The sequence below is a fragment of the Anaerotruncus colihominis genome, from assembly GCF_010206195.1.
Classification (GTDB): Bacteria; Bacillota; Clostridia; order Oscillospirales; family Ruminococcaceae; genus Anaerotruncus; species Anaerotruncus colihominis_A.
In genome coordinates this window covers 251,201-265,227 of sequence record NZ_VIQT01000009.1, presented here as the reverse complement: position 1 = coordinate 265,227, position 14,027 = coordinate 251,201, and the positions used below count along the sequence as shown (strand labels likewise).

The 14,027-nt window shown below is 49.7% G+C and carries 18 protein-coding genes and 1 riboswitch; of the genes, 13 read left to right on the top strand and 5 right to left on the bottom strand.

The window, feature by feature from the left end; all coding sequences use genetic code 11:
• Positions 1–20 precede the first annotated feature (20 nt).
• Genes hisB through hisE form a run of 6 tightly spaced genes read left to right on the top strand, consistent with a single transcriptional unit; the run spans position 21 to position 3,337 of the window.
• Positions 21–599: an imidazoleglycerol-phosphate dehydratase HisB gene (gene hisB / locus FMM72_RS05420; RefSeq protein WP_162220808.1), complete on the top strand. Its 579-nt coding sequence runs from the start codon at positions 21–23 to the stop codon at positions 597–599.
• A 3-nt stretch (positions 600–602) separates the two neighbouring features.
• On the top strand, positions 603–1,205 hold the full coding sequence (gene hisH, locus FMM72_RS05415; RefSeq protein ID WP_162220807.1) for an imidazole glycerol phosphate synthase subunit HisH: 603 nt from the start codon (positions 603–605) through the stop codon (positions 1,203–1,205).
• Positions 1,202–1,927 (top strand): 1-(5-phosphoribosyl)-5-[(5-phosphoribosylamino)methylideneamino]imidazole-4-carboxamide isomerase, encoded by a 726-nt coding sequence (gene hisA / locus FMM72_RS05410; protein ID WP_162220806.1) that lies wholly within the window; start codon positions 1,202–1,204, stop codon positions 1,925–1,927. The genes hisH and hisA overlap by 4 nt, the downstream gene beginning before the upstream one ends.
• The gene (gene hisF, locus FMM72_RS05405) at positions 1,921–2,685 is read left to right on the top strand and encodes an imidazole glycerol phosphate synthase subunit HisF (RefSeq protein ID WP_160208669.1); all 765 of its coding nucleotides are present in this window, start codon (positions 1,921–1,923) and stop codon (positions 2,683–2,685) included. Before hisA ends, hisF begins: the two co-directional genes overlap by 7 nt.
• Positions 2,682–3,011: a phosphoribosyl-AMP cyclohydrolase gene (gene hisI / locus FMM72_RS05400; RefSeq protein ID WP_160208670.1), complete on the top strand. Its 330-nt coding sequence runs from the start codon at positions 2,682–2,684 to the stop codon at positions 3,009–3,011. The genes hisF and hisI overlap by 4 nt, the downstream gene beginning before the upstream one ends.
• Positions 3,011–3,337, top strand: a complete 327-nt coding sequence (gene hisE, locus FMM72_RS05395) for a phosphoribosyl-ATP diphosphatase (RefSeq protein WP_160208671.1) — start codon at positions 3,011–3,013, stop codon at positions 3,335–3,337. The genes hisI and hisE overlap by 1 nt, the downstream gene beginning before the upstream one ends.
• Positions 3,338–3,382: 45 nt before the next feature.
• On the opposite strand, the gene FMM72_RS05390 is transcribed toward hisE, so the two are convergent.
• From FMM72_RS05390 to asd, 4 genes are all read right to left on the bottom strand, one after another.
• Positions 3,383–3,868 (bottom strand): ACT domain-containing protein, encoded by a 486-nt coding sequence (locus tag FMM72_RS05390; protein WP_160208672.1) that lies wholly within the window; start codon positions 3,866–3,868, stop codon positions 3,383–3,385.
• A 20-nt stretch (positions 3,869–3,888) separates the two neighbouring features.
• Positions 3,889–4,656 carry a 4-hydroxy-tetrahydrodipicolinate reductase gene (gene dapB / locus FMM72_RS05385; protein WP_160208673.1) on the bottom strand — a complete coding sequence of 256 codons (768 nt, stop codon included), beginning with the start codon at positions 4,654–4,656 and terminating at the stop codon, positions 3,889–3,891.
• 107 nt (positions 4,657–4,763) lie between these two features.
• A complete protein-coding gene (gene dapA / locus FMM72_RS05380) occupies positions 4,764–5,651 on the bottom strand; it encodes a 4-hydroxy-tetrahydrodipicolinate synthase (protein ID WP_162220805.1) in 888 nt (295 codons plus the stop codon).
• A 77-nt stretch (positions 5,652–5,728) separates the two neighbouring features.
• The gene (gene asd, locus FMM72_RS05375) at positions 5,729–6,808 is read right to left on the bottom strand and encodes an aspartate-semialdehyde dehydrogenase (RefSeq protein ID WP_162220804.1); all 1,080 of its coding nucleotides are present in this window, start codon (positions 6,806–6,808) and stop codon (positions 5,729–5,731) included.
• Between the two features lie 269 nt (positions 6,809–7,077).
• Positions 7,078–7,253: riboswitch (Lysine riboswitch) on the bottom strand.
• 107 nt (positions 7,254–7,360) lie between these two features.
• Between asd and queA the strand changes: the two genes are divergently transcribed.
• The 7 genes from queA to FMM72_RS05340 all read left to right on the top strand — a co-directional run bounded on the left by queA (position 7,361) and on the right by FMM72_RS05340 (position 13,022).
• Positions 7,361–8,389, top strand: a complete 1,029-nt coding sequence (gene queA, locus FMM72_RS05370) for a tRNA preQ1(34) S-adenosylmethionine ribosyltransferase-isomerase QueA (RefSeq protein WP_160208676.1) — start codon at positions 7,361–7,363, stop codon at positions 8,387–8,389.
• A gap of 35 nt (positions 8,390–8,424) precedes the next feature.
• Positions 8,425–9,555 (top strand): tRNA guanosine(34) transglycosylase Tgt, encoded by a 1,131-nt coding sequence (gene tgt / locus FMM72_RS05365; protein ID WP_160208677.1) that lies wholly within the window; start codon positions 8,425–8,427, stop codon positions 9,553–9,555.
• 103 nt (positions 9,556–9,658) lie between these two features.
• Positions 9,659–9,961, top strand: a complete 303-nt coding sequence (gene yajC / locus FMM72_RS05360) for a preprotein translocase subunit YajC (protein WP_160208678.1) — start codon at positions 9,659–9,661, stop codon at positions 9,959–9,961.
• A 63-nt stretch (positions 9,962–10,024) separates the two neighbouring features.
• Entirely contained in the window at positions 10,025–10,423 is a 399-nt protein-coding gene (locus FMM72_RS05355; protein ID WP_160208679.1) for a TIGR04086 family membrane protein, read from the top strand.
• Positions 10,424–10,584: 161 nt separating this feature from the next.
• Positions 10,585–10,731, top strand: coding sequence for a six-cysteine ranthipeptide SCIFF (gene scfA, locus FMM72_RS05350; protein ID WP_160208680.1), 147 nt, complete (start codon positions 10,585–10,587; stop codon positions 10,729–10,731).
• Between the two features lie 67 nt (positions 10,732–10,798).
• Positions 10,799–12,172 (top strand): thioether cross-link-forming SCIFF peptide maturase, encoded by a 1,374-nt coding sequence (scfB, locus tag FMM72_RS05345; RefSeq protein WP_162220803.1) that lies wholly within the window; start codon positions 10,799–10,801, stop codon positions 12,170–12,172.
• A 73-nt stretch (positions 12,173–12,245) separates the two neighbouring features.
• Complete coding sequence (locus FMM72_RS05340; RefSeq protein ID WP_160208682.1) at positions 12,246–13,022, top strand: hypothetical protein; 777 nt, start codon at positions 12,246–12,248, stop codon at positions 13,020–13,022.
• Here the strand turns inward: FMM72_RS05340 and FMM72_RS05335 are convergent.
• The gene (locus tag FMM72_RS05335) at positions 13,008–14,027 is read right to left on the bottom strand and encodes a tyrosine recombinase XerC (RefSeq protein WP_160208683.1); all 1,020 of its coding nucleotides are present in this window, start codon (positions 14,025–14,027) and stop codon (positions 13,008–13,010) included. The two genes, FMM72_RS05340 and FMM72_RS05335, sit on opposite strands and share 15 nt — an antisense overlap.

Sequence of the window (14,027 nt, the reverse complement as noted above, 5' to 3'; positions counted from 1 at the left end):
TTGCATAGGAGGGGAACTGGATGCGTGCATGTACCATTCGACGCACGACCAGGGAAACGGATATCGAGTTGTCGCTTGACCTCAATGGAACGGGTTGCTTTTCCGGGTCGTCCGGTATCGGATTTTTCGACCATATGCTGGCAGCTTTCGCGGTGCACAGCGGGTTTGATCTGACGCTCAATATGACGGGCGACTTACAAGTTGACTGCCATCACTCCGTTGAGGATGCTGGCATCGTGCTTGGACAGGCGTTTTCAAAGGTGCTCGGGGACAAAGGTTCGATCGCGCGCTACGGCAGCTTTTTCATCCCAATGGACGAGACGCTCGCGTTCTGTTCTGTCGATATCAGCGGCCGGCCGTTTCTTATTTTTGACTGCGCGTTTGCAAACCAGTCGGTCGGCACGTTCGACTGCTGCATGACAGGCGAGTTCTTCCGCGCCCTTGCCTTTGGCGCTGGCATGACGCTTCATCTGCGCGTTTTGTACGGTGAAAACGATCACCACAAGATTGAGGCGTTGTTTAAAGCGGCGGCTCATGCGCTGAAAGAGGCCGTTGTACCGAGAGACGGCGGCGTCCTCTCCTCGAAAGGGGTGTTGTAAGACGTGATTGCGATCATCGACTATGGCGCCGGAAACCTGTTCAGCGTGCAGAATGCGCTTGCTTATCTAAATATTACTTGCTGTACCACAAACGACCCGGCTGTGCTGGAAATCTGTGACGGCATGATATTGCCGGGGGTCGGGGCGTTCCCGGAGGCGATGCGCCGGCTGCATGCGTCGGGGCTTGTACCAGTCATTCAGGCAGAGGCGCAGAAAAAGCCTTTGCTCGGCATCTGTCTTGGTATGCAGATGTTGTTTGAACGCGGCTATGAATTTGAGGAGACGCAGGGACTTGGGCTGATCCCTGGGGAGGTACGCCTGATCAAAGGCGGCGGACTTAAAATCCCGCATATGGGGTGGAATGATTTGACAATCCTTCATCCGTGTACTTTGACAGAGCATACAAAAAATGGAGATTATGTCTATTTCGTGCATTCCTACTGCGCTCAAACGCCGGATGAAAATATCTCCTGCTATACGGTATACGGCGAACGCATCCCAGCGCTTGTACATCGTGGTTTTATCTATGGCGCGCAGTTCCATCCGGAAAAAAGCGGAGAGGTTGGGCTTGCGATGTTGAAAAATTTTGCGAGGTTGTGCCAATGATTATTTTACCGGCGATCGATATCAAAGACGGCTGCTGCGTGCGTCTGCGCCGCGGGGATTTTGCGACAGCGCACAAAGTTGCGGAGGACGCAGTGCAGACAGCCGAAACGTTCCGAAACGCGGGCGCCGCGTGGGTTCACATGGTCGACCTCGACGGGGCCAAGGAAGGCAGTGCAAAAAACGAACAGATATTCTTTGAGATCGCACGCAACAGCGGTCTTCGGGTGGAGCTTGGGGGCGGCATCCGGGACATGGCTGCTGTCGAGCGATATTTAGAACATGGAATTGCACGTGTAATACTTGGCTCGGCTGCCGTCAAAAATCCCACACTTGTAAAAGATGCCGTCCGTGCGTATGGCAGCCGCATCGCTGTTGGAATCGACGCGCGGGATGGAATGGTCGCGACGGAGGGGTGGCTCGATACAAGCGAGATTCATTATATTGAGTTGGCCCGGCGGATGGGGGATATCGGTGTAAAGTATATTATATTTACAGATATTGCGCGTGACGGAATGCAGGAAGGCGTTAACCTTGACCAGCTTTCAGCGCTGCACGAAGCCGTTTCCTGCAATGTGATCGCGAGCGGCGGCGTACGTGATCTTCACGACATCGCGTCCTGCGCCGCATTGGGGCTTTATGGCGTTATCTGCGGAAAATCCATCTATACGGGTAGTCTTGATCTGCGCCGCGCCATTGAAAGGGCAGGTGAGCAGACATGTTAGCCAAACGGATCATCCCTTGTCTTGATGTACGCGACGGTATGGTCGTCAAAGGCGTCAATTTTGTAGGAATCCGCGAGGTTGGCGATCCGGTCGAATGTGCGATTGAGTATGATCGTCAGGGAGCCGATGAGATTACCTTTCTTGATATCACCGCGACGCATGAAGGGCGCGGAACAATGCTCGATGTTGTGCGCAATACGGCGCGCAATGTATTCGTACCGCTTACAGTTGGAGGAGGCATCCGCTCTGTCGACGATTTTCAGGCGCTTTTGCGTGCTGGCGCTGATAAGGTTTCCGTCAATTCGGCGGCTGTGCGCAATCCACAGCTGATCCGTGAGGCGGCCGACCGTTTTGGCAGCCAATGCGTTGTGGTCGCAATCGATGCGCGCCGTAAAGCAGACAGAGAAGGGTTCACGGTTGTGGTGAATGGCGGGCGGATCGATATGCAGCGGGATGCCGTCGAATGGGCCAGAACATGCGAGCGTCTCGGTGCGGGTGAAATTCTGCTCACATCAATGGATATGGATGGATGCAGAAGCGGCTTCGATCTTGATTTAACAAACGCTGTTTCACAGGCGGTTTCTATCCCTGTAATTGCTTCAGGCGGCTGCGGGGCGTTGGAGCATTTTTCAGACGTATTCGAGCGAACCAGCGCGGATGCGGCGCTTGCCGCTTCGCTGTTTCATTTTCGGGAGCTGACCGTTGGACAGGTAAAGGCGCATCTTGTCGAACGTGGTATCCCGGTCAGGAGGTCATGATGCGCAATCTGGATCTTTATTTTCAAAAGTCGGAACTGGTTCCTGCGATCATTCAGGAGAAGGGCACCGGCGAGGTGTTGATGCTCGCTTATATGAACCGTGAAAGTCTGCAAAAAACATTTGAAACGGGCTATACCTGGTTTTACAGCCGGTCGCGGCAGGAATTATGGAATAAAGGCGCAATATCGGGGCATCTTCAAAAGGTGGTTGATCTGCGCGCCGATTGCGACGACGACACACTGCTTGTAACTGTTGAACAGGCCGGGAATGCCTGTCATACCGGCGCACATAGTTGCTTTTTTAAGGAAATTTGGGGGGAAGATTGATGAATGATGTGCTGAAAGGGCTTTATGATGTGATTCTCAGCCGCCGTGACGCGCCACAGGAAGGCTCCTATACGTGTTATCTGTTTGAAAAAGGGCTTGACAAAATCCTGAAAAAATGCGGCGAGGAATGCAGCGAAGTCATCATCGCTGCAAAAAACGGCATCAACACGGATACTGAGGAGGAAATCTGTGATCTGCTTTATCATTTACTTGTACTGATGGCGCAGCAGGACATTCGTCCTGAGCGCATCGAGGAGATTCTGGAAGCGCGTCGTCAAAAGATTGGAAATCTTAAACAGTTTCATCAGAGTGATCGCAACACATAAAGAGAGGGGCGGCATAAGCCGCCCCTCTCTTTTATATTGATCAATTTATTCGTAGGAAGCTTGAACTGAGAATGTCCTTTCAAGTGCACGGACTGCATCCATGCAGCATGTCTGTGGAATCAACAGGGAGATATCGACCTCGCTTGTTGTAATCAGCATCAGGTCCGCGCCGCTTTGCGCCACAGCGGAGACAACGGACGCTGCGACACCACAAAGTTCGCGCATCTCCTCGCCGTATAGCTGAATTTTACAGTTTCCGTTACTCATCATTGGCCGGACATTTGGATGTGCTTCACGGAAATGGTTCAGAATATCAAGAACCGCCAGCAAATCGCAGGAGGGGATAGTAAATGAAAGATCGACTGTCCGGCCCTGTGGCGCCGTTTGGCTGATCATATCGACATTGATCCCGGCGGACGCGAGATCTGAAAAAACCCCCGCCATTACCGTGGGATCCATCGGCATCCGGCAAAAGGTAACGAGCGCGACATCCTCGCTCACAGTTATTTTTGTGACGCCCACACCATCCATAGACAATCATTCCTTTCATTTTACTGCTCTGCCATCCCGGAAACCAGGTCGCCCATATTGTAAAGTCCATTCGGACGGCCGCACAAAAACAGTGCCGCATTGATACTGCCTGTTGCAAATACCTCTTTGCTCATCGCGGAATGAGACAACGTCAACACCTCGTCGCGCCCCGCAAACACGATCTCATGTTCGCCCACAATCGTTCCGCCGCGGACCGCATGGATGCCGATCTCATCCTTTGTACGTTTTTCCCGCATGGCATGCCGGTCATAAACATATTTCGGACGCTTTTCCAAGACATCTGAAACAGCATCGGCAAGCATGAGTGCTGTCCCGCTCGGCGCATCAATTTTTTGATTGTGGTGTTTTTCGATCATTTCAATATCAAATTGCCCACCCAGGACAGCAGCTGCCTTTTTGGCAAGCTCCATGAGCAGGTTGACGCCAAGCGACATATTAGCGGTAAAGAACAGCGGTATGGATACAGATGTTTCATGGATCAAGTCTGTTTGAGCTTCCGAAAGGCCGGTCGTCGCAATGACAGTTGGAATCTGCGCAGCAACAGCGTATTGCAGCAGCGGTTCAAGCGCGTCGGGATGGGAAAAATCAATGATGACATCCGCTACAACCGCACAATCGGACGGCGTGGTAAAAACGGGAAAACCGTCAAGCGGACGGCCGCATGGATCAATACCTGCTACAATGGTGCAGTCCTTTCGCTCCCGGACGCATCCTGCGATGATGCGTCCCATTTTGCCATTGCAACCGGACAACAGGATTCTTTTCATTTTAACCTCTTTTTAAGTATAACCGGAACAAAAATTGATTCGTTCCGAAATTGGATTTTTACGTCATAATTATAGAAACTGTTTGAAAATGCTCCTTGACCTTGCCATCAGATGAGGCCCGCCGCTCTCATTTCCCGGGATAGCAGCTCCTTATGCTCCGCGTTTAATTGGACAAGCGGCAGGCGGCACATGCCAGCGTCCCATCCCATCATGCAGACAGCCTCCTTGACAGGGATTGGGTTCACATCACAGAACAACGCATTGATCAAGGGAAGCAATTTAATCTGAAGATCGGCGCTTTCGCGGACCTTACCATCAAAATATAGCTGACAGATGTCGTGCGCTTCACGCGGAGCAACGTTCGACAACACAGAGATCACGCCTTTTCCGCCAAGCGAAAGAATCGGAACAATTTGGTCGTCGTTTCCGGAGTAGATATCCAGTTCGTCACCGCACAGGCTGCGTATCATTGCAACCTGCGAGAGATTGCCGCTGGCCTCCTTGGTTGCTGCAATATTAGGATGCTTACACAGCTCCTGATATGTTTTCGGCTGTATATTCACGCCGGTCCGGCTTGGAACGTTGTAGAGAATCACAGGCAGATCTGTCGCATCGGCCAACGTCATAAAATGGCGTACAAGTCCTGCCTGGGACGTTTTGTTGTAATAGGGCGTAACATGCAGCAGCGCATCTGCGCCGGCCTGTTTTGCTTCACGACTCAGCCAGAGCGCATAATCGGTATGATTGCTGCCGGCGCCTGCGACAACCGGAACACGGCCGGCGGCGCGTTCCACAGCGAACCGGATGGACTGGACATGCTCCTCATCGGTCATAGTGGAAGCCTCCCCGGTCGTCCCCGCAATCACGATCGCATCTGTTCCATGTGCAATCTGATCGTCTATCAGGACTCCAAGCAGTTCCCAGTTGATGGAAAGATCGGGGTTCATCGGCGTTACGATTGCAACACCCGCACCTGTAAAAATTGTTTTCTTCATTGCCGTTCGTCCCTTTCCATAATAACGCTTGATTAAAGGTAGGTGGATAACAAAGACGCCCCAGTTACCAAACAGTTTTAGTCAAAATAACCGTTCGCGGCCAGCAGCTCGGCCAAAAGAACGCCGCCGCCGGCAGCGCCGCGCAGCGTATTGTGCGAGAGGCAGACAAATTTATAATCGTACTGCGTATCAGGACGCAGACGGCCGATCGACACAGCCATTCCGTTTTCCAGGTTGCGGTCCAGCTTTGTCTGTGGGCGGTCCGCCTCCTCAAAGTAGTACAAGAACTGCTTTGGCGCGCTCGGCAGCTTGAGCGCTTGGGGAGCGCCGGAATAGGAGGCCCATTTCTCCAGGATTTGCTCCATTGTCGGCTTTCGGTCAAAGCTGACAAATACGGCGGCCATGTGTCCATCGGAACAAGCAACACGCAGACATTGAGCGGTGATAGACGGGGACGCCGCCGGGACAATGGACCCATTTTCAACACGGCCCCATATTTTCAGCGGCTCCTGCTCGCTTTTTTCCTCCTCGCCACCTATATAGGGGATGACATTATCGATCATCTCCGGCCAGGTATCAAATGTCTTACCAGCGCCGGAAATCGCCTGATAAGTACACACAAGCGCCCTTGATACGCCGAAATCAGCCATCAGGGGATGAAGCGCCGGCACATAGCTTTGCAGCGAGCAGTTCGATTTAACCGCGATAAAACCGCGCTTGGTACCGAGGCGCGTGCGCTGCGAGGCGATCACCTCCAGATGCGCGTCGTTGATCTCCGGAATGACCATCGGAACATCCAGTGTTCCGCGATGCGCAGAATTATTGGAAACAACAGGGCATTCCGCCCTTGCATAACGCTCCTCCAGCGCGCGGATCTCGTCCTTTTTCATGTCTACAGCACAAAAAATAAAATCGACCTTTTTGGCTACACTGTCCACATCAGACGCATCGAGAACGACCATGTCAGCCGCTTGCTCCGGCATTGGATTCGCCATGGCCCAACGCGCGCCAACCGCCTCGCGATATGTCTTGCCGGCCGAACGGGGAGAGGCCGCCAACGCGGTTAGTTGAAACCAGGGGTGCTGCTCCAATAGGGAAACAAATCGCTGGCCAACCATCCCTGTCGCACCGACGACGCCTACACGATATTGCTTCATAGTCCTTCATACATCCTTTCAAACGGTACGCCGGGACAGCGCCGGCGTTTGTTAATCAAAATTACAGAGTCGCATGGCTGAAATTAGCCTTATGCCTGTTGACGCAGCCACTCTTGCAGGAGAGCGCCTCGCATTTTATCAAAGCGGCCCAGCTTTTTTTATAGATTGCGCTGCAATCTATAAAAAAAGCCGGTTGAAAACCGGCATGGATTATACTATAATAAAGAGGTTATCGACTCGTTCCAGCAGACGCCAGTTCGTCCGCCAGCCGTCTCCATAGCACTCCATCATAGTACAATGATGACAGTCGCATGCTTGTTCAGCCATGCGCCCAGGAAAACGCTTGCCGCGCGTTTCCTTCGGCGTCTGTCCCTTTCCCGCGGATTTTAACGACCTTGGCAGTCTGATTCCGGATACTTATGAAAGACGCGCCTCTACCGGTTCGGCTAATTAGCATTATATTATCATTATAATGTAAATATGTCAATCGGTTGTGCCGATTTACTATAATGAAATTCAGGCGATTGCCGCCTATAGGGGGACTTATCACGGATGAAAACGTCCGATTTTTTCTTTGAATTGCCTGAACGGCAAATTGCGCAGACGCCTATTGAGCCGCGCGATCATTCCCGAATGCTGCAACTCGACCGTCAAACAGGTGCGGTGAAGCATCTTCACTTTTACGATCTGCCTGATTATCTTGACGCAGGCGATACGCTTATCGTCAACACATCGCGCGTGATTCCAGCGCGCCTGTACGGTGTCAAGGAGTATACGGGCGGGCATATGCAGTTTCTTTTGCTGGAGCAAAAGGAGCGCGATATCTGGGAAGTTATGGTCAAACCAGGGAAGAAAGCAAAAGCCGGAGCGCGGTTTGTATTTGGCGATGGATTGCTTGTCGGTGAGGTGCTGCAAACCGTCGAGGGCGGCAACCGGCTTGTTCGGATGCATTATGAAGGGCAAAGCATTTATCCTGTTCTTGAAAAGATTGGAAATATGCCGTTGCCTCCCTATATCACAGCCGAACTTGCAGATCGTGAACGTTATCAGACGGTCTATTCCAAGCAGCCCGGCTCCGCAGCCGCGCCGACAGCGGGCCTGCATTTTACGCCGGAGCTGATGGATCGCCTGCACGAAAAGGGTATCAATATTGCCAATGTCGTGCTGCATGTTGGAATTGGTACCTTCCGGCCTGTGCGTGTTGAGGATGTTACAAAGCATCATATGCATTCCGAGCATTACTTTCTGTCGCAGGAAACAGCCGATCTGATCAATGAGACGCATATGCGCGGCAAACGTGTGATCGGTGTTGGGACGACCAGTTGTCGGACCGTTGAATCGGTTGCGTCCAAATGCGGCGAAATCAGAGCGGATGAAGGGGATACAAGTATCTTTATCTATCCGGGCTATACATTTAAAGTGCTTGATGGCTTGATTACAAATTTCCATCTGCCTGAAAGCACGCTTATTATGTTGGTCAGTGCATTCGCAGGCTACGAGCATACAATGGAAGCCTATCGGATCGCGGTTCGGGAGAATTACCGTTTTTTCAGCTTCGGGGATGCAATGCTGATTCTTTAAAAATAATCACGATAGACAACCAGAGGGGGAGAGCTTTGTACAAATTGCTGAAACAGGAAGGCCATGCACGCCGTGGAGAATTTGAAACGGTACATGGAACGATCCAGACGCCAGCATTCATGAATGTCGGAACGTCCGCTGCCATTAAGGGTGGTATTTCTTCAATCGATCTGGTAGATCTCAAGTGCCAGGTTGAGCTGTGCAACACCTATCATCTGCATGTACGTCCTGGCGATGATGTGATCCGGGCTATGGGCGGTCTGCATCAGTTCATGAATTGGCACAGACCTATTTTGACGGACAGCGGCGGATTCCAGGTGTTTTCTCTGGCAAAGCTGCGCAAAATCAAGGAGGAAGGAGTCACATTCGCCTGCCATCTGGACGGTAAGCGTATTTTTATGGGTCCTGAGGAAAGTATGCGTATCCAGTCCAATCTTGGTTCGACCATTGCGATGGCGTTTGATGAATGTATTGAGAATCCTGCGCCCTATGACTATACAGAGCGTTCGATCGCGCGGACAACGCGCTGGCTGGAGCGGTGCAAACGCGAAATGGCGCGCCTCAACGAGCTTCCCGATACGATCAACAGGAACCAACTGTTGTTTGGAATCAATCAGGGAAGCACATATGCGGACCTGCGTATCCGACATATGCAGGAAATCGCTGCACTTGATCTGAACGGCTACGCGATCGGAGGATTGGCAGTTGGAGAGACAGCGCAGGAAATGTATGATACAATTGAAGCGGTTGAGCCGTACATGCCTGTGGACAAGCCGCGCTACCTGATGGGCGTGGGGACGCCGGTCAATATACTCGAAGGTGTTTACCGCGGTATTGATCTGTTTGACTGTGTGATGCCAAGCCGCAATGCCCGTCATGGGACGCTGTTCACATGGGAGGGTATCCGGATTATGCACAACGAAAAATATAAAACAGACAGTCGGCCGCTTGATGAACATTGTGGATGTCCAACCTGTCAAAATTACAGCCGCGGGTATTTGCGGCATTTGTTCCGCGTCAATGAAATATTGGCGATGCGCCTCGGCGTTCAGCATAATCTCTATTTTTATAATACGATGATGGAGAAAATACGGGAGGCGCTTGATAATGGAACCTTCGAAGCTTTTTACCGGACATGGGTTCCGGTCCTCGGTAAACGTATTTGACTGGAAAAGACGGTAGATTTTACTTGCAAGACATGTCCGAAACCGCTATAATAGTATTTGTAGTGTTTCAAGGCATGTACAGATTTTGGGAGGTATTAAATTCATGAATGAACAGACCACAGCAACCATGATGTCCCTTTTACCATTGATCCTTATTTTTGTTATTTTTTACTTTATGCTGATCCGTCCGCAGAAAAAGCGTGACAAGGAAACTGCACGTATGCGTGCGAATCTGGAGGTCGGAGATGAGATTGTAACGGTTGGCGGTATCATTGGCACGGTTGTTGTAATCAAGGATGACCACCTGATTATTGAAACCGGCTCCGATCGCAGCAAGGTGCGAATTACACGCTGGGCCGTTCAAGCCAACAACACCCCGCATGAGGTCGCAACTACAAAAAAATAAGTAAGCTTGGGCATATCGGGACGTTCACCTGAATACCCTTTTTATATCAAAGGGGGAGTTGGAGTGAGACAGCCTGATATTCATGGCGCCAAACGTTTTATTCGACCGGTAACTTATGGCCTTTTATTCGGCGTGGGCGCATGCCTGCTTTTGTTGGTTTTAATGTCCGTTGTAATGACCTTCCGTGATGTTCCACAGCCTGCGATTACATTGATCGCCACACTGGCATTTGTCTTTGGAGGACTCGTCGCCGGTCTTGTAAGTGCATCATTCGCACGCGAAAAGGGAATGCTGATCGGTATCTGTTGCGGCATTTGCCTGTTTCTGATCCTGATGACCGCCAGCTTTGTGTTTGATGACGCGGGATTTGGTATGGTCGCTGTATCCAAACTGGCCGCTGTTCTGTTTGCATCTGCGCTTGGCGGTGTAATCGGCGTCAATCGCAGAAAGAAGTTCCGCTAAAGTCAGGCCACGCTATTCCAAAAGATGATTGAAATTTTGCCTGAATTATGGTATGATAAATATGTAATCAGGTTTATGGGAAATCACAGGTGCAAAAGACCTGTCAGAAAAGGAACTTTTTTATAGGAACCTGATATTAACTCTGAAGCGAGGGAACAAAAATGAAACACGTGAAAACGATCAACAGCGCAAATTTAAAGGAATCTGCCGTTAAGGGTGGTTGCGGCGAATGCCAGGCTTCTTGTCAGTCAGCATGCAAAACGTCTTGCACAGTTGCAAATCAGAAATGCGAAAACAAAAGCCGGTAAAATTGTTGGTTTAACATGTTTGGGGCAGTCGTTTGACTGCCCTGAATTTTCGTATAAGGAGAATTACATGATACATAAATATCAATTAAACGGATATAACATTGTCCTTGACGTGAACAGCGGAGCTGTTCACGTGGTGGACGAGCTGTTTTATGAGCTTCTGGATTTCTGCGGCAACGGGGAAGCTATGCCGCAGAACTGTCCCAAAGAAGCTGTGGAATATCTTTCCAAACGCTGGACCCCTGAAGAAATCGAAGAAACCTATGCGGAGATTACAAAGCTGTGCCAAGCCGATCAGTTGTTTTCATCGGACGATTACAGCCAGTTTGCCAAAATGATGACACCTGCACCAGTCAAAGCCATGTGTCTGCATATTGCACATGACTGTAATCTTCGTTGTAAGTATTGTTTTGCCGATACCGGCGAATATATGGGGCATCGTGAGCTGATGTCTCCGGAAACTGGCCGGGCTGCGATTGATTATCTAATCAATCATTCAGCCGGCCGCCATAACCTTGAGGTGGATTTATTCGGCGGTGAACCTCTTATGAACTTTGAAACGGTCCGTGAGGTGGTTCGTTATGCCCGCTCTCTTGAAAAAGAGCATGGAAAGCTGTTTCGCTTTACAATTACGACAAATGGTATCCTGCTTGATGATGATAAAATTGATTTCATCAATCAGGAGATGTCGAACGTTGTTTTGTCGATTGATGGGCGGCGCGAGGTCAACGACCGTGTACGTGCCCGTGTTGATGGAACAGGCAGCTATGACAAGATCGTACCAAGCTTTCAGAAGCTGGTGCGCTTGCGTAAACAAGGCCCATATGACCAGTACTATGCGCGTGGAACGTTTACCAAATATAATAAGGATTTTGCCAAGGATGTACTCCATTTAAGTGAACTTGGGTTTGATCAGGTATCTGTCGAGCCGGTCGTTTCCGATCCCGCGATGCCTTATGCATTGACTGAAGAGGAGCTTCCCGAGCTCGAAAGGGAATATGAGCGTCTCGCTAAAATCATGATTGACCGTGCCGGAACGCCAGAGGATTTTAACTTCTTCCATTTTATGCTTGATCTCGATCAAGGGCCCTGTGCTATCAAACGGCTGCGTGGCTGCGGTTGCGGCAACGAGTATGTCGCAGTGACACCATCCGGCGATGTTTACCCATGTCATCAGTTTGTCGGGCATGAGGACTGGAAGATGGGAAGCGTTTATGATGGCTCGCTCAATCAGGAAATGAAAAGCTGTTTTGCAGCCGCGACGGTTTATGGTAAAAAAGATTGCTGTGAATGTTGGGCGAAATTTTATTGTTCAGGAGGCTGCAACGCAAACAGTATGCAGTATAATGGTGATATTCTCAAACCGCATAAGCTTTCCTGTGCTTTGGAAAAGAAACGTCTTGAATGTGCTATCATGATCAAAGCAGCGCTTGCAGATTAGTTCCACTGCCTGCATAAATGGTATTCGTCCAGCATAACTTTTCTATAAAAGGTCTTATGAAAGGACGATCAAGATGGGGTTTAGCGCAGCGGATCTGGACAAGATCATACAACAGCAAAAAAATGTGCGGGGAATCGCTGAAGAAAAAATAAAAGAAGGAGCGCAGCAGCCAGCCTGGATCCAGAATAGTACATATTTACGGCAAGAACCAATGGAAAATGAAGCCGGCGCTGTAATGATTCCTCTGCGCTCCTTCGTCGCCAATACACGAAATCGCGTTGTTGTCTATTTGCTCGGCGTATTGTTTCTATTCGGTATGGCGGCCGGCGCTTTGATGGTTCGGCACGCCAGCACAGATACGCTCGAAAAATTAAGCATCCTGCTTGGGAGTTATGTAGAGCAGAGGCGGACCGTTGCGTTTGCAGGCATTGTGGGTTCAACTTTTTTCTCAATTTTTACAATGCTGGCGATCTTGTTTTTCTGTGGTTTTTGCACGATCGCACAAGTTGTGATCTTTGCAGTTCCAGTTTTTAAAGGGCTTGGCTACGGTTTTTCAATCGGTATGCTCTATGCAGAATCTGGGGTAAATGCAATTTGGTACGTATTGATTTTAATGCTGCCTATCATGTTTTTAGGAACCATACTATTGATCGCCGCTGGCCGTTCAGCCTTGGCGCTTTCTGTAACGCTTTTAAGGTCTTCGATTACAGCTTCCATTCCAGCAGACCCATTTCGGATCAAGCGTTATTGCGTAAAGTTTATTATCTTTACATTGCTCTGCCTTTTAATTTCAATACTGGACGCTATTCTCTCAACAAAATTTGGAAATCTAAGCTTATTCATCTTCTGAATTTGGCACTATAGGACTCCGCCTCTTTTTTCGCGGCGCAACGCTTGACAATGGCGAGCTTTGCGCCGCTTTTTCCATTTGACGATCGGATATATGCGTATAAATCTCGGTGGTTGATAGACTGGCGTGACCTAAAATCTCCTTTAATACACGGATATCTACACCGCCATGCTGATACATCAGCGTCGCAGCGGTATGACGCAACTTATGCGGCGAGTATCCTTGTCCAGCCAATCCGGCCTGTTCAAGGCAGCGCGCGATAATTTGTTCAACGCGGCGAGGAGAAATGCGCGTTCCACGTGATGAAAGGAACAGGGCATCTCGATATTTTACATTTGCCGGCGTCATGCGGACGGCTAAATAGGCTGTCAAAGCTCTTTTACAGGCATCGTTGATATAGACAATGCGTTCTTTGTTTCCCTTACCAAGCAGCCGTATCGTGTCATCCCGGATATCCTGCAAATTAATTCCGACCAATTCAGAAAGACGCATACCACAATTCAGGAATAATGTAGCCATACAAAAATCGCGCTCATAGCTGGAGGATTCAATATGTGTCAGCAGCTCCAGGCATTCTTCAAGCGTCAGATATCTTGGCACAGATTTTTTAACGGAAGGCACCTCAAGATTTTCAATGGGATTCGTTTTTAAAAGCCCGGATTTGACCGTCAGATAATTAAAAAACGAACGCAGCGATGAAACCTTTCGGGAGCGCGTTTTTGCATTGTTTTCACGCTCGGAGGCAGCGTAATTGAGATATTGATAGACATCCCCAAGCTTGATAGACGCAATCGTCTCAAGGGGAACATCTGCAATAGACACTTGAGAAAATGAGTCGATATCGTCAGGATCGGCTGTATGATGCTTTACACATTTGATATAGCGTAAAAATGTACGCAGATCAATATAGTACGCATCAACAGTCCTTTTTGAACGGCCTTTGATCGTCAACAAATAAAACAGAAATTCACTTAAATATGATGGGCAGTCCGCATAGTCGGCCAT

Excerpts from the sequence above, each read along its gene's own strand:
- yajC (WP_160208678.1), top strand. The coding sequence starts at position 9,659 with ATGAATGAACAGACCACAGCAACCATGATGTCCCTTTTACCATTGATC.
- FMM72_RS05390 (WP_160208672.1), bottom strand. The coding sequence starts at position 3,868 with ATGGATGGTGTGGGCGTCACAAAAATAACTGTGAGCGAGGATGTCGCG.
- FMM72_RS05335 (WP_160208683.1), bottom strand. The coding sequence starts at position 14,027 with ATGGCCGACTATGCGGACTGCCCATCATATTTAAGTGAATTTCTGTTT.
- hisI (WP_160208670.1), top strand. The coding sequence starts at position 2,682 with ATGATGCGCAATCTGGATCTTTATTTTCAAAAGTCGGAACTGGTTCCT.
- hisA (WP_162220806.1), top strand. The coding sequence starts at position 1,202 with ATGATTATTTTACCGGCGATCGATATCAAAGACGGCTGCTGCGTGCGT.
- hisF (WP_160208669.1), top strand. The coding sequence starts at position 1,921 with ATGTTAGCCAAACGGATCATCCCTTGTCTTGATGTACGCGACGGTATG.
- dapB (WP_160208673.1), bottom strand. The coding sequence starts at position 4,656 with ATGAAAAGAATCCTGTTGTCCGGTTGCAATGGCAAAATGGGACGCATC.
- scfA (WP_160208680.1), top strand. The coding sequence starts at position 10,585 with ATGAAACACGTGAAAACGATCAACAGCGCAAATTTAAAGGAATCTGCC.
- hisE (WP_160208671.1), top strand. The coding sequence starts at position 3,011 with ATGAATGATGTGCTGAAAGGGCTTTATGATGTGATTCTCAGCCGCCGT.
- hisB (WP_162220808.1), top strand. The coding sequence starts at position 21 with ATGCGTGCATGTACCATTCGACGCACGACCAGGGAAACGGATATCGAG.
- queA (WP_160208676.1), top strand. The coding sequence starts at position 7,361 with ATGAAAACGTCCGATTTTTTCTTTGAATTGCCTGAACGGCAAATTGCG.
- scfB (WP_162220803.1), top strand. The coding sequence starts at position 10,799 with ATGATACATAAATATCAATTAAACGGATATAACATTGTCCTTGACGTG.
- dapA (WP_162220805.1), bottom strand. The coding sequence starts at position 5,651 with ATGAAGAAAACAATTTTTACAGGTGCGGGTGTTGCAATCGTAACGCCG.
- FMM72_RS05340 (WP_160208682.1), top strand. The coding sequence starts at position 12,246 with ATGGGGTTTAGCGCAGCGGATCTGGACAAGATCATACAACAGCAAAAA.
- asd (WP_162220804.1), bottom strand. The coding sequence starts at position 6,808 with ATGAAGCAATATCGTGTAGGCGTCGTCGGTGCGACAGGGATGGTTGGC.